This window comes from Nocardiopsis yanglingensis (genome assembly GCF_045809185.1).
In the GTDB taxonomy this organism is placed as follows: Bacteria; Pseudomonadota; Gammaproteobacteria; order Xanthomonadales; family Xanthomonadaceae; genus Stenotrophomonas; species Stenotrophomonas yanglingensis.
Map to the genome: position 1 here is coordinate 1 of NZ_JBJNRH010000001.1, position 19,634 is coordinate 19,634.

Annotated in this window: 21 protein-coding genes; 5 read left to right on the forward strand and 16 right to left on the reverse strand. The window is 65.6% G+C overall.

Annotation, left to right across the window (positions count from 1 at the left end):
* Positions 1-30: 30 nt before the first annotated feature.
* The 14 genes from ACJ7C5_RS00005 to moaA form a co-directional block, all read right to left on the reverse strand.
* Complete coding sequence (locus ACJ7C5_RS00005) at positions 31-1,362, reverse strand: MFS transporter (RefSeq protein ID WP_014037437.1); 1,332 nt, start codon at positions 1,360-1,362, stop codon at positions 31-33.
* 23 nt (positions 1,363-1,385) lie between these two features.
* Positions 1,386-2,285: a peptidylprolyl isomerase gene (locus ACJ7C5_RS00010; RefSeq protein WP_412702706.1), complete on the reverse strand. Its 900-nt coding sequence runs from the start codon at positions 2,283-2,285 to the stop codon at positions 1,386-1,388.
* Between the two features lie 3 nt (positions 2,286-2,288).
* On the reverse strand, positions 2,289-2,996 hold the full coding sequence (narI, locus tag ACJ7C5_RS00015) for a respiratory nitrate reductase subunit gamma (RefSeq protein WP_010485313.1): 708 nt from the start codon (positions 2,994-2,996) through the stop codon (positions 2,289-2,291).
* The gene (gene narJ / locus ACJ7C5_RS00020; protein WP_049444677.1) at positions 2,993-3,673 is read right to left on the reverse strand and encodes a nitrate reductase molybdenum cofactor assembly chaperone; all 681 of its coding nucleotides are present in this window, start codon (positions 3,671-3,673) and stop codon (positions 2,993-2,995) included. Before narJ ends, narI begins: the two co-directional genes overlap by 4 nt.
* Positions 3,673-5,217, reverse strand: a complete 1,545-nt coding sequence (gene narH, locus ACJ7C5_RS00025; protein ID WP_110712538.1) for a nitrate reductase subunit beta — start codon at positions 5,215-5,217, stop codon at positions 3,673-3,675. Before narH ends, narJ begins: the two co-directional genes overlap by 1 nt.
* Positions 5,217-8,960 carry a nitrate reductase subunit alpha gene (locus ACJ7C5_RS00030; RefSeq protein WP_412702707.1) on the reverse strand — a complete coding sequence of 1,248 codons (3,744 nt, stop codon included), beginning with the start codon at positions 8,958-8,960 and terminating at the stop codon, positions 5,217-5,219. The genes narH and ACJ7C5_RS00030 overlap by 1 nt, the downstream gene beginning before the upstream one ends.
* Positions 8,961-9,032: 72 nt before the next feature.
* Positions 9,033-10,451 (reverse strand): NarK family nitrate/nitrite MFS transporter, encoded by a 1,419-nt coding sequence (locus ACJ7C5_RS00035; RefSeq protein WP_412702708.1) that lies wholly within the window; start codon positions 10,449-10,451, stop codon positions 9,033-9,035.
* A 145-nt stretch (positions 10,452-10,596) separates the two neighbouring features.
* The gene (locus tag ACJ7C5_RS00040; RefSeq protein WP_412702709.1) at positions 10,597-10,962 is read right to left on the reverse strand and encodes a hypothetical protein; all 366 of its coding nucleotides are present in this window, start codon (positions 10,960-10,962) and stop codon (positions 10,597-10,599) included.
* Positions 10,959-11,501, reverse strand: coding sequence for a molybdenum cofactor guanylyltransferase (gene mobA / locus ACJ7C5_RS00045; protein WP_412702710.1), 543 nt, complete (start codon positions 11,499-11,501; stop codon positions 10,959-10,961). Before mobA ends, ACJ7C5_RS00040 begins: the two co-directional genes overlap by 4 nt.
* A gap of 107 nt (positions 11,502-11,608) precedes the next feature.
* Complete coding sequence (locus ACJ7C5_RS00050; RefSeq protein WP_412702711.1) at positions 11,609-12,097, reverse strand: molybdenum cofactor biosynthesis protein MoaE; 489 nt, start codon at positions 12,095-12,097, stop codon at positions 11,609-11,611.
* Between the two features lie 3 nt (positions 12,098-12,100).
* Entirely contained in the window at positions 12,101-12,361 is a 261-nt protein-coding gene (locus tag ACJ7C5_RS00055) for a MoaD/ThiS family protein (RefSeq protein WP_017354494.1), read from the reverse strand.
* A complete protein-coding gene (locus tag ACJ7C5_RS00060) occupies positions 12,361-13,614 on the reverse strand; it encodes a molybdopterin molybdotransferase MoeA (RefSeq protein WP_412702712.1) in 1,254 nt (417 codons plus the stop codon). Before ACJ7C5_RS00060 ends, ACJ7C5_RS00055 begins: the two co-directional genes overlap by 1 nt.
* Positions 13,614-14,609 (reverse strand): bifunctional molybdenum cofactor biosynthesis protein MoaC/MoaB, encoded by a 996-nt coding sequence (gene moaCB, locus ACJ7C5_RS00065; RefSeq protein ID WP_412702713.1) that lies wholly within the window; start codon positions 14,607-14,609, stop codon positions 13,614-13,616. Before moaCB ends, ACJ7C5_RS00060 begins: the two co-directional genes overlap by 1 nt.
* An 8-nt stretch (positions 14,610-14,617) precedes the next feature.
* A complete protein-coding gene (moaA, locus tag ACJ7C5_RS00070) occupies positions 14,618-15,598 on the reverse strand; it encodes a GTP 3',8-cyclase MoaA (RefSeq protein ID WP_008265266.1) in 981 nt (326 codons plus the stop codon).
* A 182-nt stretch (positions 15,599-15,780) separates the two neighbouring features.
* On the opposite strand from moaA, the gene ACJ7C5_RS00075 reads away from it, so the two are divergent.
* On the forward strand, positions 15,781-16,197 hold the full coding sequence (locus ACJ7C5_RS00075; RefSeq protein ID WP_412702714.1) for a hypothetical protein: 417 nt from the start codon (positions 15,781-15,783) through the stop codon (positions 16,195-16,197).
* Here the strand turns inward: ACJ7C5_RS00075 and ACJ7C5_RS00080 are convergent.
* Entirely contained in the window at positions 16,191-16,520 is a 330-nt protein-coding gene (locus ACJ7C5_RS00080; protein WP_197611958.1) for a hypothetical protein, read from the reverse strand. The genes ACJ7C5_RS00075 and ACJ7C5_RS00080 overlap by 7 nt on opposite strands.
* 569 nt (positions 16,521-17,089) lie before the next feature.
* Between ACJ7C5_RS00080 and ACJ7C5_RS00085 the strand changes: the two genes are divergently transcribed.
* From ACJ7C5_RS00085 to ACJ7C5_RS00100, 4 genes are all read left to right on the forward strand, one after another.
* Complete coding sequence (locus ACJ7C5_RS00085) at positions 17,090-17,467, forward strand: hypothetical protein (RefSeq protein WP_412702715.1); 378 nt, start codon at positions 17,090-17,092, stop codon at positions 17,465-17,467.
* Positions 17,468-17,676: 209 nt separating this feature from the next.
* Positions 17,677-18,177: a hypothetical protein gene (locus ACJ7C5_RS00090; RefSeq protein ID WP_412702716.1), complete on the forward strand. Its 501-nt coding sequence runs from the start codon at positions 17,677-17,679 to the stop codon at positions 18,175-18,177.
* Entirely contained in the window at positions 18,156-18,968 is an 813-nt protein-coding gene (locus tag ACJ7C5_RS00095) for a hypothetical protein (protein WP_412702717.1), read from the forward strand. The genes ACJ7C5_RS00090 and ACJ7C5_RS00095 overlap by 22 nt, the downstream gene beginning before the upstream one ends.
* A 100-nt stretch (positions 18,969-19,068) precedes the next feature.
* Positions 19,069-19,233: a hypothetical protein gene (locus ACJ7C5_RS00100; protein ID WP_412702718.1), complete on the forward strand. Its 165-nt coding sequence runs from the start codon at positions 19,069-19,071 to the stop codon at positions 19,231-19,233.
* A gap of 45 nt (positions 19,234-19,278) precedes the next feature.
* On the opposite strand, the gene ACJ7C5_RS00105 is transcribed toward ACJ7C5_RS00100, so the two are convergent.
* The gene (locus ACJ7C5_RS00105; RefSeq protein ID WP_412702719.1) at positions 19,279-19,614 is read right to left on the reverse strand and encodes a DUF6984 family protein; all 336 of its coding nucleotides are present in this window, start codon (positions 19,612-19,614) and stop codon (positions 19,279-19,281) included.
* Positions 19,615-19,634 lie beyond the last annotated feature (20 nt).

Consider the following 19,634-nt stretch of genomic DNA (forward strand, 5'->3'; position numbering starts at 1 on the left):
GTAGTGCCGGCCGCTGGCCGGCAACCCCGTTCACCTGCCGCGCACCCGCTCGGCGGCGGCCGCATCGATGGCCTCCGGCAGGTCGGTCTCGCGGTCGATCTGCGGGAAGTGACGGCGCTCCATGCGGCGGATGGCGAAATGCATCCACGCCAGTGCAGCCGCCACCAGCACGAACAGCAGCATGAAGCAGCTGCTCCAGATGCCCACCGCATCGTTCAATGCCCCGAACACGATCGGCAGGATGAACCCACCCAGGCCGCCGATCATGCCGACCACACCGCCCACCGCACCCACGTGCTGCGGGTAGTACACCGGAATGTGCTTGTAGACCGCCGCCTTGCCCAGCGACATGAAGAAGCCAAGCACGAACACCAGCACGGTGAACATCACCACGCCGATCGCCAGATGGAAGTGGATCGGGCCATGGATGCCCTTCACCACGTACTCGGTATCCGGGTAGGCCAGCAGGAAGGTGCAGATGGCCGACACGCCGAAGGTCCAGTACATCACCCGGCGCGCCCCCATCCGGTCCGACATCCAGCCACCGACCACGCGGAACAGACTGGCCGGGATCGAGTAGCACGCCGCCAGCATGCCGGCGTGGCCCACGTCCATGCCGTAGGCGCCCACCAGGTAGTGCGGCAGCCACAACGCCAGCGCCACGAAGCCGCCGAACACAAAGAAGTAGTACAGCGAGAACCGCCACACCTGCAGGTTCTTCAGCGGTGCCATCTGCTCGGCGAACGGTACCGGCTTCACGCCCTCGCGGCGACGCTGTTCCAGTGACGGGTCTTCCTTGCTGAAAAGGAAGAACAACACCGCCGTGACCGCCAGCGCTACCGCCCAGACCTTGGCGACCATGGTCCAGCCGGCGGCCACCATCACCAGCGGTGCCAGCAGTTTGGTCACCGCCGAGCCGATGTTGCCGGCACCGAAGATGCCCAGTGCAGTGCCCTGCTTGCTGGCCGGAAACCACTTCGACACGTAGGCCACGCCCACCGAGAAGTTGCCGCCGGCAATGCCCACGCACAGCGCGGCGATCAGGAACTGGGTGTAGGTCTGCGCGTAGGTCAGCATCCAGGTGGCCACTGCGCCACACAGCATCACCAGCACCATCACCTTGCGGCCACCGAACTGGTCGGACCAGATGCCGAGGAAGACACGGCTGACCGAGCCGGTCAGCACCGGCGTGGCGATCAACAGGCCGAACTGGGTGTCATTCAAACCGAGCTGTTGACTGATCTGGATGCCGATGATTGAAAAGATCATCCACACCGCGAAGCACACGGTGAAGGCGAACGTGCTCAGCCACAGCGCACGCTGCTGCTGCCCGGCACTGGCGGGGGCAAGGGCCTGGTTCATGGGGTCTCCTCGTTCAATGGGGGTCAGCCGATATCCGCTTCGGCGTCGATCTCGTCCAGCCCGCGCACGGGGTAGCGTTCCTGCAGCTGCAGCAGGTAGGCCTGCACCTCGCGCTGGCGCACCTGCAGCTCCAGGTAATCACGCAGCTGCGGCAGCACCACCTCGAACGGCTGTGGCTGGCCTTCCTCGCGGGCATCGACGCAGACCACGTGGTAGCCCCAGCGCGATTCCACCGGGAAACCGGCCAGGCCCTCGCGCAGGCGGAACACCTGGCGGTCGAACTCCGGCGTGGTCTGCCCGCGCTGCAACCAGCCCAGGTCGCCGCCCTCGCTGCTGGACGGGCAGCGCGAATGGCGCAGGGCGAAATCGGCGAACAGGTGCGGTGATTCCTTCAGCATCCCGACCAGCCGCTCGCCTTCGGTGCGTGCGGCGAAGCGCCCGGCCACGTCGTCGGCCGGCGCGGCCAGCAGGATATGGCGCAGGCGCACGCGATCGGGCGAGCGGAAGCGCTCCGGATTCTGCTCGAAGTAGCGGCGGCAGTCCTCATCGGTCGGCACGCGGTCTTCGATTGCGTCTTCCAGCAATTGCTGGATCAGCACTTCCTCGTCACTCACCTGGCTGCCCTGCGGCACCTGCAGGCCCAGCCGCTGCGCTTCAAGCCGCAGCAGCTCGCGCACCACCAGCGCCCGGGCCGCCTCGGCACGCGACTGTTCCGGGCGCATCGCCCGATGGTGCTGCATCTCGCGGGCGATATCGGCCTCACTGATCGCGGTCTCGTCCACGAACAGCCGGCACGGTGCCGGCTGCCCGAGCGAGCGCGGCCCGTGCTCTGCCGCGTCGTGGTGATGCGAATGCGCCTCGGCAGGCACCGGTGCGGCGGAGTCGATCACGGTGATCGGCAGGAATTTCGGCAGGCTGCGCATTGTCTACTCCCGCGGACCGTAGCGCAGCGTGGCCTGGCGGCGGCGCACCACCTGGTAGGGCCGCCACAGATAGCTGATCGGAATGCTCCACACGTGCACCAGGCGGGTGAACGGCGCGATCAGGAACAGGGTCAGGCCCAGGAAGATGTGCATCTTGTAGACCCAGCTGACGCCCTCGATGTAGTCGGCTGCACCGGCGCGGAAGGTCACGATGTGCTGCGCCCATTCGGCCAGCTGCACCATCACCCCACCGTCCAGGTGGCCGGACGAGATGCGGATGCTGTACAGGCCCAGGCACAGCTGGGCGAACAGCAGCACCAGCACCAGTGTGTCACCGAAGCTGCCGGTGGCCCGTACCCGCGCGTTGAACAGGCGGCGTACCAGCAGGATGCTGATGCCGATGAAGCACAGCGCGCCGAACACACCACCGACCACCATCGCCAGCATCTGCTTCTGCGACGAGGTGATGAAGTGCTCGTACACCGCGTGCGGGGTCAGGAGGCCGACCAGGTGGCCGCCGAGGATGGCCAGGATGCCGATGTGGAAGCAGTTGCTGCCGATCCGCATGCCCTTGTCCGACAGCATCTGGCTGGAGCCGGTGCGCCAGGTGTACATGGCCTTGTCGTAGCGGGCCCAGCTGCCGATCAGCAGCACCGCCACGGCGATGTACGGGTAGTACTGGAAGGCGAATTGATGCAGGGAGTAACTCATGGCTGGACCTCTCGATGCGAAGGACGGGCCGGCGAACGCACGGGCGGCTTGCAGTCTTCGGCAGGGGCTTCGGCGCCGAAGCGCACCGCCTCCTCCTCCCACAAGCGGTCCATGGCCTCGGCGGTATCGTCGCGGACTTCTTCGCTGGCACGCTGGCGCAGCGCCTGCAGATCGGCCTTGCCGTCGCCGGCTTCGACCAGGATCTCGAACAGCACCCGGTGCGGCAGCTCACGCTCGGCGGCACGCGCCGCCAGCATCCCGGCGATATGGCCGATGTGGTGCAGCCACTCGCGGGCCTCGCTGCCGGGGCGATGGGCCAGGAACTCCAGCAGCAGCGGCAGGTAGTCCGGCAGCTCGCGCGCATCCAGTTCGAAGCCGTTGCGGCGGTAGGTTTCGACCAGATCGACCATGGCCTGGCCGCGATCTCGCGACTCGCCATGGATGTGTTCGAACAACAGCAGGCTCATCGAACGGCCGCGGTCGAAACTGGCCAGCCAAGCGGCCTGTGCGTCCAGCGCATCGGTGTCCAGCAGCTGCTGCACGAAGCTGCGCAGCTGCTGGCGGCGGGCGGCGCTCAGCGCCGGGTCGTCGCAGGCGGCGAGCAGTTCCTCGCCGTGCTGCCACAGTTCTTCACGGGGGTAATCCAGCAACACCCCGACCAGCTTGAGCACGCTCATCACACCACCTCCTTGCGGCGGTGGTTCGGACCCTTGTCCACCACAAAGGTGGTGCTCTTGCGCTGGCCGAACAGATCGGCCGGGCTGTCACCGTTGCAGCCGTTGCCGAAGGTGAAGCCGCAGCCGCCGCGCTCGCCGAAGGCATCGTTGGCATACTCGCGGTGGCCGGTCGGAATCACGAAACGGTCCTCGTAGTTGGCGATGGCCAGGTAGCGATACATCTCTTCCACCTGGGCGATGCTCAGTCCGGTCTGTTCCAGCACGGCGGTGTCTTCCACGCCGTCCACGTTCTTGGCCCGGCGCCAGGCACGCATCGCCATCAGCCGCTCCAGCGCGCGTACCACCGGCGCCTCGTCACCGGCCGTCAGCAGGTTGGCCAGGTAGCGCATCGGGATGCGCAGCGAGGCCACGTCCGGCAGCTCGCCGCTCATGCCCACCCGGCCACGCTCGGCGGCGGACTGGATCGGCGACAGCGGTGGCACGTACCAGACCATCGGCAGCGTGCGGTACTCCGGGTGCAGTGGCAGCGCCAGCTTCCAGTCGATCGCCAGCTTGTACACCGGCGACTGCCTGGCCGCATCCAGCCAGCTGTCCGGGATGCCCTCCTTGCGCGCGGCGGCAATCACCGCCGGGTCGTTCGGGTCCAGGAAGATGTCCAGGTGGGCCTGGTACAGGTCCTTCTCGGCGGCCACCGAAGCGGCCTCGGCGATGCGGTCGGCGTCGTACAGCATCACGCCCAGGTAGCGGATGCGGCCCACGCAGGTCTCCGAGCACACGGTCGGCTCGCCCATCTCGATGCGCGGGTAGCAGAAGATGCACTTCTCCGACTTGCCGCTCTTCCAGTTGTAGTAGATCTTCTTGTACGGGCACGCCGACACGCACATGCGCCAACCGCGGCACTTGTCCTGGTCGATCAGCACGATGCCGTCTTCCTCGCGCTTGTAGATCGCGCCCGACGGGCACGCCGACACGCACGCCGGGTTCAGGCAGTGCTCGCACAGGCGCGGCAGGTACATCATGAAGGTCTTCTCGAAGGCGCCGTAGATCTCCTTCTGCACCTGGTCGAAGTTGTAGTCGCGCGAGCGCTTGCTGAACTCCGAACCCAGGATCTCCTCCCAGTTCGGGCCCCACTCGATCTTCTGCATGCGCTCGCCACTGATCAGCGAACGCGGCCGCGCGGTGGGCTGGTGCTGGCTGTCCTTGGCGGTGTGCAGGTTCTGGTAGTCAAAATCGAACGGCTCGTAGTAGTCGTCGATCTGCGGCAGGTCCGGGTTGGCGAAGATCTTGGCCAGCATGCGCCAACGGCCGCCGGCACGCGGTACCAGCTTGCCGGCGCGGGTACGCACCCAGCCGCCGTTCCACTTGTCCTGGTTTTCCCATTCCTTCGGGTAGCCGATGCCCGGCTTGGTTTCCACGTTGTTGAACCAGGCGTATTCGACGCCCTCGCGCGAGGTCCAGACGTTCTTGCAGGTGATCGAGCAGGTATGGCAGCCGATGCACTTGTCCAGGTTCAGCACCATCGCGATCTGTGCACGGACCTTCATCACACCACCTCCTTGGCCATTGCAGGAACGCTTTCACCATCCAACCAATCAACCTTGTCCATCTTGCGCACGATCACGAACTCGTCGCGGTTGGTGCCGCAGGTGCCGTAGTAGTTGAAGCCGTAGGCCAGCTGCGCGTAGCCGCCGATCATGTGGGTGGGCTTGAGCACGATGCGGGTCACCGAGTTATGGATGCCGCCACGGGTGCCGGAAATTTCCGAGCCCGGCACGTTGATGATGCGTTCCTGGGCGTGGTACATCATCGCCATGCCCGGCATCACGCGCTGGCTGACCACCGCACGCGCGGCGATCGCACCGTTGACGTTGAACAGCTCGATCCAGTCGTTGTCGACGATGCCGGCGCTGCGCGCATCGTCCTCGCTGATCCACACGATCGGGCCACCGCGCGACAGCGTCTGCATGATCAGGTTGTCGCTGTAGGTGCTGTGGATGCCCCACTTCTGGTGCGGGGTGATCCAGTTCAGCACGATCTCCTTGTTGCCGTTCGGGCGCTGGTTCAGCAGCGGCTCCACCGTGCGCGTATTGACCGGCGGCCGGTAGCCCATGAAGGCCTCGCCGAAGTCGATCATCCACTCATGGTCCTGGTAGAACTGCTGGCGACCGGTCACCGTGCGCCACGGAATCAGCTCGTGCACGTTGGTATAGCCGGCGTTGTAGCTGACGTTGTCGTCTTCCAGGCCCGACCAGATCGGCGAGGAGATGATCTTGCGCGGCTGCGCCTGGATGTCACGGAAGCGGATCGCCTCGTGCTCCTTGCCCACCGCCAGATGAGTGTGCTCGCGACCAGTGAAGGTGCCCAGCGATTCCCAGGCCTTCACCGCCACATGGCCGTTGGTCTCCGGTGCCAGGTGCAGGATCACCTCGGCCGCGTCGATCGCGGTCGAGATGGCCGGACGGCCCTGGCTCACGCCCTCGTCGTGCACGGTGTGGTTGAGTTTGCCGAGGAATTCGACTTCGTGCTTCGTGTCCCAGCTCATGCCCTTGCCGCCGTTGCCCAGCTTGTCCAGCAGCGGGCCCAGCGAGGTGAACTTGCGGTACAGGTTGGGGTAGTCGCGCTCCACCACCGTCATCGACGGCATGGTCTGGCCCGGAATGGCCTCGCACTCGCCCTTCTTCCAATCAGCCACGCCGAACGGCATGCCCAGCTCGTTGGGGGTGTCATGCAGGGTCGGCACCAGCACCAGGTCCTTCTCCACGCCCAGCACACCGGGCGCCATTTCGCTTACGGTGCGGGCAACTTCCTTGAAGATCTCCCAGTCGCTGCGCGATTCCCAGGCCGGGTCCACCGCCTTCGACAGCGGGTGGATGAACGGGTGCATGTCCGACGTGTTGAGATCGTCCTTCTCGTACCAGGTGGCCGTGGGCAGCACGATGTCCGAGTACAGCGCGGTGGTGCACATGCGGAAGTCCAGCGTCACCAGCAGGTCGAGCTTTCCTTCCGGCGCTTCGTCACGCCACTTCACTTCCTCCGGCTTGACCGCGCCCATCTCGCCCAGGTCCTTGCCCTGCAGGCCGTGGCGTGTACCCAGCAGGTGCCGCAGCATGTATTCGTGGCCCTTGCCCGAGGAACCGAGCAGGTTCGAGCGCCAGATGAACATCATCCGCGGATGGTTCTGCTGTGCATCCGGATCGGCAAAGGCGAAGTCCAGCGAACCATCCTTGAACTTGCCCAGCGCATAGTCGGCCGGGGCGATGCCGGCCGCTTCGGCCTCGCGCACCAACTGCAGCGGGTTGCGGTCCAGCTGCGGTGCGCTCGGCAGCCAGCCCATGCGCACCGCACGCAGGTTCAGGTCGGCCAGGCTGCCGCTGTACTTGCTCGCATCCGCCAGCGGCGACAGCAGCTCGTCCACCTGCAGCTTCTCGTAGCGCCATTGCCCGGTGTTGAAGTAGAAGAACGAGGTGCCGTTCATGTGGCGCGGCGGGCGGCTCCAGTCCAGGCCGAAGGCCAGCGGCTGCCAGCCGGTCTGCGGGCGCAGCTTTTCCTGGCCCACGTAATGCGCCCAGCCGCCACCGGTCTGGCCCACGCAACCGCACATGATCAGCATGTTGATCAGGCCGCGGTAGTTCATATCGTTGTGGAACCAATGGTTCATCCCGGCGCCGACGATGATCATCGAACGGCCATGGGTCTTGTCGGCGGTGCGCGCGAACTCGCGGGCGATCTCGATCACCTCGGCGCGCGACACGCCGGTGATGCGCTCCTGCCACGCCGGTGTGCCCGGCACCATGTCATCGAAGCTCGATGCCACGTTGCCGCCGCCAAAGCCACGGTCCACGCCGTACTGGGCCAGCAGCAGGTCGTAGACCGTGGCCACCAGGGTCTCGCCACCGTCGGCCAGCGCCAGGCGACGCACCGGGATGTTGCGTTCCAGTACCTCGTCGGCCGGCGCGGCGGTCCAACCTTCCGACTCGATGCCACCGAAGTACGGGAAGCTGACCGCCTCGATGCCCTCATGGGCGTCGGCCAGGCTCAGGCGCAGGCGCGTATCGGCGCCATTGCTTTCCTTCTCCTCGATGTTCCACTTGCCCTTCTCGCCCCAGCGGAAACCGATCGAACCGTTGGGCACCACGATCTGGCCGCTGGTCTCGTCCAAAGCCAGCGTCTTCCAGTCCGGATTATTGGCTTCACCCAGGCCACCCAGCTCGCTCGCACGCAGGAACCGGCCCGCCACCAGACGGCCATCGTCGCGGCGCTCCAGTCGCACCAGCATCGGCATGTCCGAGTACTGTCGGCAGTAGTCCTGGAAGTACTGCGAGGGCGAATCGACGTGGAACTCGCGCAGGATCACATGGCCGAAGGCGAATGCCAGCGCCGCATCGGTGCCCTGCTTGGGGTGCAGCCAGTGATCGGTCAGCTTGGCCAGCTCGGAATAGTCCGGGCAGATCGCCACCGTCTTGGTGCCGTTGTAGCGCGCCTCGGTGAAGAAATGCGCATCGGGCGTGCGCGTCTGAGGCACGTTCGAGCCCCAGGCGATGATGTAACGGCTGTTGTACCAGTCGGCCGATTCGGGCACGTCGGTCTGCTCGCCCCAGATCTGCGGCGAGGCCGGCGGCAGGTCGCAGTACCAGTCATAGAAGGACAGGCAGGCGCCGCCCAGCAGCGACAGGTAGCGCGCGCCGGCGGCGTAGGACACCATCGACATCGCCGGAATCGGCGAGAAGCCGACCACGCGGTCCGGGCCGTACTGCTTCACCGTGTACAGGTTGGAGGCGGCGATGATCTCGTTGGCCTCTTCCCACTGCAGGCGCACGAAGCCACCCATGCCACGGCGGGTCTTGTACGAACGCGCCTTCTCCTTGTCCTCCACGATGCTGGCCCAGGCATCGACCGGGCCCTTGCTCTTGCGCGCCTCGCGCCACAGGCGCAGCAAAGTGCCGCGGATCAGCGGGTACTTCAGCCGGTTGGCGCTGTACAGGTACCAGGAATAGCTGGCGCCACGCGGGCAGCCACGCGGTTCATGGTTGGGCAGGTCCGGGCGCGTGCGCGGGTAGTCGGTCTGCTGGGTCTCCCAGGTGACCAGGCCGTTCTTGACGTAGATCTTCCAGCTGCAGGAGCCGGTGCAGTTCACGCCGTGGGTGGAGCGTACGATCTTGTCGTACTGCCAGCGGGCGCGGTAGCTGTTTTCCCAGTCACGGCCTTCGCTCTTGGCGAATCCGTGGCCATCGGCAAAGGTCTGGGGGTCACGCTTGAAGAACTGCAAGCGATCGAGGAAATAACTCATCGGGGGTCTCCCTTTGCGGACATCGGCATCGTGGCTGTGTGTGTCATCTGGCTGCGGTGCGTTTTCATGTCGTCAGCAGGGTGTCTCGGCACCGCGCCGGTAGTACCACCACCAGGTCACGGCCAGGCAGGTGACATAGAAAACGACGAACCCGTACAGCGCCATGTCGGGGCTGCCGGTCAAGGTGATGGAAGAGCCGTAGCTCTTGGGAATGAAGAAGCCGCCGTAGGCGCCGATCGCGCCGGAGAAACCGACCACGGCCGCCGATTCGATGCTGGCTTGGTGTGCGGCAGAGGCCTTGCCTTCGGCGTTGTCGTTGGCCGACCAGCGCTCATGCAGCGTGCGGAAGATCACCGGAATCATGCGGAAGGTGGTGCCGTTGCCGATGCCACTGAGCACGAACAGCGCCATGAAGCTGAGCAGGAAACCGTAGAAGTTGCCGCCCTGGCCGTGACTGGGCAGGAAGTGCAGCACACCGAACACGGCGGCGATCATCAGCATGAACACCCAGAAAGTCAGGCGTGCGCCGCCCCAGCGGTCGGCCATGCTGCCGCCCACCGAGCGCATCAACGCGCCCAGCAGCGGGCCGATGAAGGCATAGGCCAGCGGGTTCACGTCCGGGAACTGGCTCTTCACCAGCATCGGGAAGCCGGCCGAGAAGCCGATGTAGGAACCGAAGGTGCCGATGTACAACCAGCACATCAGCCAGTTGTGCTTGCGGCGGAAGATCACCGCCTGCTCGGAGAACGACGAACGCGCACTGGTCAGGTCGTTCATGCCGAACCAGGCCGCGATGGCGCACAGCGCGATGGCCGGCACCCAGATGAAGCCTGCGTTCTGCAGGAACAGTGGTGCCCCACCCTCCACCGCGGGCTGCGGTGCACCACCCAGCGCACCGAACACGCCCACGGTGATGACCAGCGGAATCACCGCCTGCGCCACCGACACGCCCACGTTGCCGAGGCCGGCGTTCAGGCCCAGCGCAAGGCCCTGCTTCTGCTTGGGGTAGAAGAAGGAGATGTTGGACATCGACGAGGAGAAGTTCGCGCCACCGAACCCACACAGGATCGCAATGGCCACGAACACCCCGTACGGCGTGGCCGGGTTCTGTACCGCAAAGCCGAGCCAGAGCGTCGGCGCCAGCAGCGAGGCGGTCGACAGCGCGGTCCAGCGGCGGCCGCCGAAGATCGGGATCACGAACGAATAGAAGATGCGCAGCGTGGCGCCGGACAGGCTGGGCAGCGCCACCAGCCAGAACAGCTGGTCGGTGCTGAAGTTGAAGCCGATCTTCGGCAGGCTGATCGACACCGCTGAGAACAGCACCCAGACCGAGAAGGCGAGCAGCAGCGAGGGGATCGAGATGACCAGGTTGCGGGTGGCGACCCGCTTGCCGGTGCGCTCCCAATAGCCGAGGTCCTCCGGCGTCCAGTCGCTGATGACGCGACCCGGACGGGCAGTGCTGCGGACAACAGGATCGCTACCGACGGTCATACATGGCTCCAAGGCTGTGGAATGACGTGGGTACTGCGTTTCAAGTTGTGACCCGTCGTCATGCAGCCATTAGGCCGCGCAGCAACAACGACGGGGTTGATCTGGATCAATCAGGGGCCGGTTTCCACCGTGCCCCTGACAAATGTCAAACCGATGGTGCGATGGTGCGGCGGGTCACCCCGCGCTGGCGCACGCTGTCGCGCACGTCCACATCGAACTGCAGCTGAAGCTGGCTGCCGTCTTCCAGGGCAATGTCGAATGGCAGGCTCTCCCGGCACGGCAACCGCGCCGCCAAGGCCTCGACTGCCGCGCGCGGCAGTACCAGGCGACAGAAGGTGCCACCATCGAGCAGCACCGGTTGATCGCCGCCATGCAGCGACACCGCCATGCCCCAGCCCTCGATGCCGCCAAAGCGGGTCATGTTCTCGACCGATTCACCGGCCAGCAGGCGCGCCAGTTCTGCCTCGTCCAGGCGAAGCCGTACTGATTGATCCTGCAACTGCACTTTCATGACGCAACATCCTCCCATTGTTCGGGGGTATTGCAGTTGACCAGGCAGCCTTCGTCAACGCTTTCCAGCAGCAGCGCGTGCATCTGCAGGCGGCGCTGGAAGGCCTGTACCGAGCGCGGCCCGTCCGCATCATCCAGCATCGCGGCCAGCACGCTACGAGTGGCATTGTCCACATTCAACAGCATGGGAAAGGGATGCCCGTCAAAGATCGTGCATGCACCCTGCCCCTCGGCGGCCAGCCGTTGCAGCAGCCGCGGCGCCAGCAACGGGGTATCCACCGCTACCACCCAGGCCGGGCTATCGGGCATCTGCTGCATCACGCTGTGCAGTCCACCCAGGGGACCGCAGCGCGCCACCTGATCGGGGATGCCGCCGAAGGCCGGATAGTCGCCGCTGACCCACACCCGTTCGGCGCCGGCCTGCAGCAGCAGGCCACGCATGTGTTCCAGCAGGGTGCGCCCCTGCCACGGCAGCAGCGCCTTGTCGCGGCCCATCCGGCTGGACAGGCCACCGGCCAGCACGATGCCGTTGATGCTCATCGCAGTAGTGCCACGCCATGCGTGGCTGCACCGGCCGGATTCATCGGGAAGGCCACATCCACGCATGGCGTGGATCTACTGGACCCGCCCCCCCACGAAGGGCGTGGTCAATGCCCGTGGTCATGGCCGTGTGCGGGTTCGCTGTCCGCGTGGCACAGGCTGCAACCCTCGCTCCACTCGCTGTCGCCGTCCTCGTAGTGCTCCTGCTTCCAGATCGGGCACTGGTGCTTCACCACCTCGATCAACTGCCGGCAGGCCCGGAACGCCTCGTCCCGGTGCGGGCTGCCCGCCGCCACCACCACTGCAACATCGCCGATACCCAGGCGGCCCTTGGCGTGGGCCACATACAGCTTCAGCTTCGGCCCGAACGTGGCCTCGACCTCGGCAGCCAAGCGCTTGAACTCGTTCAGCACCAACGGCTCGAACAGGTCGTAGGTGATCCCGGTCACCGGCCGGCCAATGTTGACGTCGCGCACCTTGCCGATGAACACGTCGATGCCACCGAACCCCGGATCGGATACCGCCGCGATGCCCTCGGCCGGATCGATCGCCGCCTGCGCGCGGTCCACCACCTTGGCGATGATCTTCTCGCTCATCGCTCAGCCCCCGCTCACCGGCGGCAGGATCGCCACCCGGCCATCGTCGGGCAGCGCCTCGTGGTCACGCAGCACGCGTTGCTGGTCGGCAAACGCCGAATAATCCAGCAGGCCCGCGCGGAAACCCGGCCAACGCACCGGCAGCAGCTCGCGCAGCGCCTGGCGCAGATCGGCCACGGTGCCACCGGCCACATCCACGGCGATCTCGCGGCTGGCATCCAGATCTGAAAACGCGCCGAACAACTGCAGATTCACTTGTTTCATCATGACTCCTGGCTCACCAGCTGCACCGGTTCGTGGTGACCCCAGCCCTGCACGCGCACGTAGGTGCCAGCACTGGCCAGGTCTCCCTCGGCCTCCAGCACCACCCAGGCGTTGGCCTGCAGCATGGACATCAAACGGAACGACTCCTGCCCGGACAGCACGCGCGCGCTCAGGCGCCCCTGCCCGTCCATTTCCACCCGCGCACGCGCGTGGAAGCGCAGGCCCGGCGGCTTGCGCACGTCGGCCTGCAGCGGCAGCTGCAACACGGTTTCCGGTGCCAACCCCAGCAGGCGGCGCAGCACCGGCTCGACGAAGAAGCGCTGGCCCACGGCAGCGGAGACCGGGTTGCCCGGCAGGCCGAAATACAGCGCACCATTGGGCAGCACCGCGAACAGCAGCGGCTTGCCCGGGCGGATCGCCACCTTGTGGAAGACGATGCGCGCACCACGGCCGCGCAGCGCATCGGGAACGAAATCGTAGCGACCAGCCGACACCGCGCCGGTGCTGATCAGCACCTGCGCGCCAGCGCCCAGCGCCTCATCCAGCACCGCATTGAACGCGGCCACGTCATCGCCCACGGTGCCCTGCCACACCACCTCGGCGCCGGCCGCCTGCAGGCGACCCACCAGATACGGCCGGTTGCTGTCACGGATCTGGCCGGATTCCAGCGTCTGCGCCGCCTCCGTCACCAGCTCCTTGCCGGTGGCGATCACTGCCGCCTTCGGCCGCGCCACCACCGCCACCTGGCCCACGCCGATGGCATGCAGCAGGGTGCGCGCATTGATGTCCAGCACCTGCCCGGCCTGCAGCACACGTTCGCCGTCGCTCACATCCTGGCCGCGCAGGCGCACGTTCTGGCCCGGCTTGACCGTGCCCTTCAAGGCGATGCGGGTCGGGCGCCCATCCTCGCTGGCGAGAACGTCCACGTTCTCGACCGGCACCACCGTATCCAGCCCAACCGGCATGCGCGCACCGGTCATGATTTCCCAGGCACCCTCGCCGCCTTCGGTACCGGCATCGCCGGCCGCCTGCCAGCCCTGCACCACGAATTCGGTACCGGCCTCGAACGTCGCGCCGTTGGCGCGCAGCGCGAAACCGTCCATCGCAGAATTGTCGAACGGCGGCAGCGACTGCTCACTGACGATGTCACTGGCCAGACTGCGGCCGCCGGCCTCATGCAGTGGCAGGCGCTCGGCCGGCAGCGGCGTGGCCGCGTCCAGCAGGTGCTGCAGGGCTTCGCTATAGGCAATCATCAGTGGCCACCACCGTCGACCATCGCCAGGGCGTGGCCCAGTACCGGCGCCAGGATGTCCAGGCACTGCGCCGCCGCCTTCGGGCTGCCAGGCAATGCAAACACCAGCATGTTGCCCAGCTGCACCACCTCGGCGCGGCTCAGCCAGGCCATCGGCGTGTGCTGTGCACTCAGTGCCCGCACCATCTGCGCCAGGCCATGCACCGGCCGCGCGTTCAAGGAACGCAGCGCCTCCGGGGTCAGGTCACGCGGGCCCAGCCCGGTACCGCCGGTACACAGGCACAGGCGCACGCCCTCGGCGGCCAAGGCCTGCAGGCGGCCCGCCAATGGCTCGATGCCATCGGGCAACACCTCGGCGGCCACGACCTCACCGCCCAGCTTTTTCAGGCCGGTCACCAGGGTCGGGCCAGAGATATCTTCATAGGTGCCCTCGCTGGCGCGATCGCTCAGCGTGATCACCGCGCAGGCCGCGCCCTCCAGCCCCTTCGGCATACGCGGCTTGAAGCGCGCGCGCTCGGCATCGTCCATGCCGTCCGGGTGCAGCCACACGCCGCGCTTGCCACCTTCCTTGAACAGCAGGCGGATGCCTTCGATGCGCAGCGCCGGCTCCACCGGCTTGCTCAGGTCGTACAGGGTCAGCAGCGCCGCGTTGACGCCAGCCAGTGCCTCCATCTCCACGCCGGTGCGCGCCTCGCTGGCGCACTCGCACCACACGCGGATCGCCTGCCGCTCCGGCACCGCCGCGCAGAACACCTGCACCAGCTCCAGCGGCAGCGGGTGGCACAGCGGCATCAGCATCGAGGCCATCTTGGCGCCCTGCAGGCCGGCAATCTCGGCCATCACCAGCGCATCGCCCTTGGGCAGGCGGCGCTCGACGATCAGCGGATAGGCCACCGGACCGGCATGCAGCTCGCCCACCGCCACCGCACGGCGGCGGGTGATGCGCTTGTCGCGGACATCGGCCATATGGAAGGCCGCATTCAATTCCCCACTCATCGTGTTGCTCATCCTCCGATGGAGGCCAGGTGCGGGGTCAGCCCGGTCTGGCCCTGGTGCAGTCCATGCCCGGCCGCTTTCAGGCCAAGCTGTGTGGTGATGCGTGCCAGCAGCGCGTCGTGGTCGTCGTCGCTCTGCAGCAGCGGGCGCAGCGGCACGCCGAACTCGCCGAACAGGCACAGCCGCAGGTCGCCCTTGGCGGTCACCCGCAGGCGGTTGCAGCCCTTGCAGAAGTCACGCGAATACGGGGCAATGATGCCGATGCTGCCGCGATGGTCGGGATGGCCGAACTCGCGCGCCGGGCCGGCATCGGCGGCGCGCGGCCGTTCGTGCCAGCCGGCCGCCAGCAGCTGCTCGATCACCACGTCGGCGCGCAGGTGGTGGCGCTGGAAATAGGCTTCGTTGTCGCCGGTGCGCATCAGCTCGATGAAGCGCACGCTGAAGGGGCGGTCGCGCAGGTAGTCCATCCACTGCGGCAGCTCGTCGTCGTTCAGGCCACGCAGCAGTACCGCGTTGAGCTTGATCGCCGGCAGACCCAGCGCCTGCGCCAGCGCCAGGCCCTGTTCGATCTCCGGCAGGCGGTCATGCCCGGTGATAGTCCTGAAGCGTTCGCGCTGCAGGCTGTCCATGCTCACGTTCAGCGCGGTCAGGCCGGCCCGGTGCCAGCCCGGCAGGCGACGCGGCAGCAGCGTGCCATTGGTGGTGATGGCCACCTTGCGGATGCCGGGTACCGCCGCCACGGTGGCGATGATCTCGTCCAGGTCCTTGCGCAGGCTGGGCTCGCCACCAGTCAGGCGGATCTTGCTCATGCCCAGCGCGGCGAACGCACGCACCAGGCGTGCGATTTCATCCACCTGCAGGAAGCGCGGGCGGCCATCGGCCTGGTAACCGTCGGGCAGGCAGTAACTGCAACGGAAGTTGCAGGCTTCGGTCAACGACAGGCGCAGGTACGGAAAGCTGCGTCCGAAACCGTCGGTGAGTTGGCTCATGGCTGGTCCACCTTGTTGCTCCACCGTCTTGCCTGTGCCCGGAACGGCCCGGAAACCCTCGTCTGCTGGAACGATTGCCAGAGTACGCGGCAGTCAGTTCCATGGGCATGACTTAAATCAATCGTCTTCGGCCCCGCGCGGCAGGCGTTGTGGCAGCATGCGGCTTTCCGTGCAGCGGGCGTGTGACAACCCTCATGATGATGAACGATTTCCAGCAGCTGCTGCACGCCGCAGGCCAGCAGGCTGAACCGCAACGCTTGCTGTTCGTATTCGTGCGCGCCGAGCTGCCCGAATCGCCCACCGACGACCAGCGCGACCGGCATGACCGCCGCGAAGGCGGCACCCTGTCGCCGGTGCTGTGCGTGGACAAGCTGCCGGCCGAGGTGCCCAGCTTCCAGGCGCTGGCCACCGAATCGACTACCACCGGCATCGACTGGGACCTGGTCTTCGTAGCGGCGCTGGACGGCCGCGCCGGTTTCGCCCCCAACAGCGATGAGGCCGCCCGCCCGCTGAAGCTGATGGTCAACGCCATCCACGACGGTCAGATCGGCCGCTTCGCCGCCTTCGACCGGGGCGGCGAGCCTGTTCAGTTCTATTGAGCCACCAGCTGCAGGGTCAGGAAGAAGATCACCAGCACGGTGTTCAGCCCCCAGGCCACGGTCAGCCCGCGCGCGGCCACGCCCAGGTTGGGGTTGTGCGCAGTGGGCGCCGCCCGCCACACCGCCGGGATGATCCAGCCGGTATAGAGCAGCAGCACGGCAAAGACCCCCAACAGCAGCGGGGTGCGCTGGTTGGCCAACGCCCAGAGGGCCACGGCCCACAGAATGTTGCTGGGAATGACGCCCTGCAGCCAGAACACACTCCAGAGCCGTGAACGCCCCGGGGTATCGGGCGTCGGATGCAGGGAAGCGGTGGCAGTCATAAGTCTCCTTCTGGTTAGGAAACGTGCCAGACCAGCCTGCGCTTGGTGGCTGGGAACGTCAACCCGAGTCGCACGTCACGCTTTGGCGCCGGTGGAGCCCCGCCAGGCTCGACTCAGGCTCGCGCGGAGCCTGTCGCTATCGCCCCTCCCCACCTGCTCCCTCCCACTTCCCAACCTCGACATCTGTCGCAGATTGCACGGTGCGGGCGGATCACCACGCCAGCCAGCGCTGGCGGTGCTTAACAGCGTGGGAGAATGCCGAAAGCGTCTCCAATCGAGCGATGTTTGCAACTCTTCTGATTGGCATTGCACAGCGCCAGGGGCTCAGATGGCGTGCCACCGGAAAAGGGTGGCCGGGCTTCGAACACCCGAGTTGATGTTGATGTATGCGCTTGCCAGCCGGCGTCACCTTAGTGTGGCGCCGGCTGGCAATCCGTCTGCCGGCTATGGCGGGCGGTGCGTGGGGGCTTTCGGGCCCGCCGGACTGACATCAACCCGGTGTTCGAACCACGTACCGTCCGCCACTTTTATGGGTGGCGGCTACCGATTGCCCTGCACGGAGCCTTGCCATGAACGAATCGGACTTCCCGCATCTGCACGCCTATCGCAGCACAGCCCACGACGACGGTTCGCCACAGGCTGTGCCCGCAGTGGACAGGAACACTTTCATTGCCAACCTCCATCGCATCGGCGTCGGTGCGGCGGCCGATGGCCAACCCTGGCCGGAGCGGCATCAGCTGCCCGGGCGCTGCCTGGCCCTGGCCGACGCCGATTGCGCGTTGAGCGGATTGCGGGTGGTGCTGGAAATGCTGTTGGCGGCGGAGCGCACCCGCCAGAACGGCGAACCCGAGCAGTACGTGGGCGACCGGGTGATGGAAGGGTTGGTCATGGCTTGCCAGTCGTTGTGCGCGCAGGCGGTGGGGCGGTTGCAGGTGGGTGAGCAATAGCTTCTATCGATGTCGCCTCTGCCCTCTTTCGCCCCGGCGTTCGTCCGTACAAATGCGACGCCCTTCTCCTTACTCGCCGTGCGATGGCCGCTCCAGACTGGCGCGCGCCCCCAACCTTCTGACGACACGACCATGCTGGCAAGGGTGATCAGGGCAATTGAATCGCTCGCCCCCCCCAGAGTAGTGCAGACGGAGACGCCGAAAAACCAATGAAGATTGTCAAGAGCATTTATGCATTGCTCGTCGCAGCCGGTTGCTGCTCGACCCCCTACATCGCACAGGCGTATCAGCTGACCCGAGAAGAGGCAGATGTCAGGCTGATCGGAAGCATCCCTGCGATCTGCCTCCCGCAAAAAGCCTGGCGGTCGTTCCCAGTGTCCTACGTGATGATGATGGAGTCCCAGACACTCCAAGCTGGAAGGTGGGCCATCGAGCTGAAGGACGACGCAGAGCCGATGAAACTCAGGCCTGGCAATTGCATTTCATACGGTTCAATGCCTGACGGCTACCAGCATGATCCTGCCGAAGGCGGCAGAGATAACTCTCCTTTGAGTTTGAACACAATCTACTACTTTCGAATGGTCCGGAGAATTCCGATTCTCTGGTACATGCCTACCGCAATCTACGAAGCGACATTCTGCTTGAAAGAGGATGCCGATGGCGCCGTCAGCATTCAGAAGGAATCAGCATGCCCCGACTCAAGCAGATGAGCCTTCCGATGCTAGCAACAATCCTCGCCCTCCTGCTTCTGAGCGGCTGTCACCTTACCCGGAATCAAGCACTTTCACCCAAGCCGGAGGCTGGCACGGTCAAGGTGACCGTCAAGGTCCCCGAGGAGCTTGTGGCCAGAGACATGCAGGTGATCTACCGCTCGACGAAATGCACCACGACGTATCGGTCCACGCTGGATTGGGAAAAACGTACACGAGACAACTATGCGGGACTTGAGCTTCAGCCTGTGCGCCGCCCAGGAACGGATGTTTATGAGGCCACAGTGGCAGTCAATGGCGGCGGAGCATGTCGATGGCGACTAAGCAACGTAACTCTCGGAGTTCGTTACGAAGACGCTTCCAAGTTTGGCGATGACGTGAAACTCGGGGGCGGAGGCCACTTCATTGTAACGTTTGATGAGGCCAACTCTGCATATGGAGGACCCAACGCCAGGCCCAGCACCAGCATTGATGGCTTTGTTTCGCTGAAGAAGGACTACTATCCTTGGCTATCAGAGCACTTCATCGGCACCCATAGGAAATGGATCAGCCTGACAACGAACGCAGAACAGCCCATCATTATCCGCGTATTCGATGTGCACACCGTCCACTTTGAGCCGATCCTTCATTCCAAGTATCTCGTTCGCTCCTTTGGAACTAAGGAGAAGCAAATAGGCGTCGGCCCAACTTACTACTACCCCGACGGCGGTAGTGGGTCATCGCGTTACCTCAGCAGACCCGACTTCGAGAGGCTTCAGGAAATCCGCATGGCAGGTGAGTCAAGTCATTGAAATGAGCCACTCGACAGGCCCCGCCAGCAAAGGGTCAATCACATTCGGACCCGTACCAGCTGCCGGATACTGCCTGGCCCTGGCCGATGCCGATTGCGGGTTGAGTGGATTAGGGGTGGTGCTGGAAATGCTGCTGGCTGCCGAGCGGACCCGGCAGAACGGCGAACCGGAAGAGTACGTGGGCGACTGGGTGATGAAGGGGTTGGTACTGGCCTGCCAGTCGTTGTGCGCGCAGGCGGTGGGGCGGCTGCAGCCCGAAGGGTGAACGCCAGGCGCAACGGCCTTCAGCGAGGAACGCTTTCAGCAGGCGTCAGTGCTCGCTGAAAGCGCTCCTCAGATCGACGCCGATGATCGGTGAGAAGTCCACCTTCCACAGCTCCAGTTCGAAGAGCTGATCGTGATTATCCAGGCACAGGGTGACTCTCACCGGCACGCCGTCAGCATCGGCAAGCATGGCCGTGGCAATGTCACTGCCGAAAAGCTGGGTCGTGCTGGAGAGGAACACCACGCCCCCGAATCCCACGACCGCCACGTCCTCCACCTGGGCGAGCGCCAGATCCTTCAACAACCGTTCGGACAGCTCGGTCGCCCCAGGCAGCAGCCTGTGGATGAGGGAGACCTCGTCGGGGGTGAGGAATCTGGGCACGGGATGTCCTTCAAGCTTCA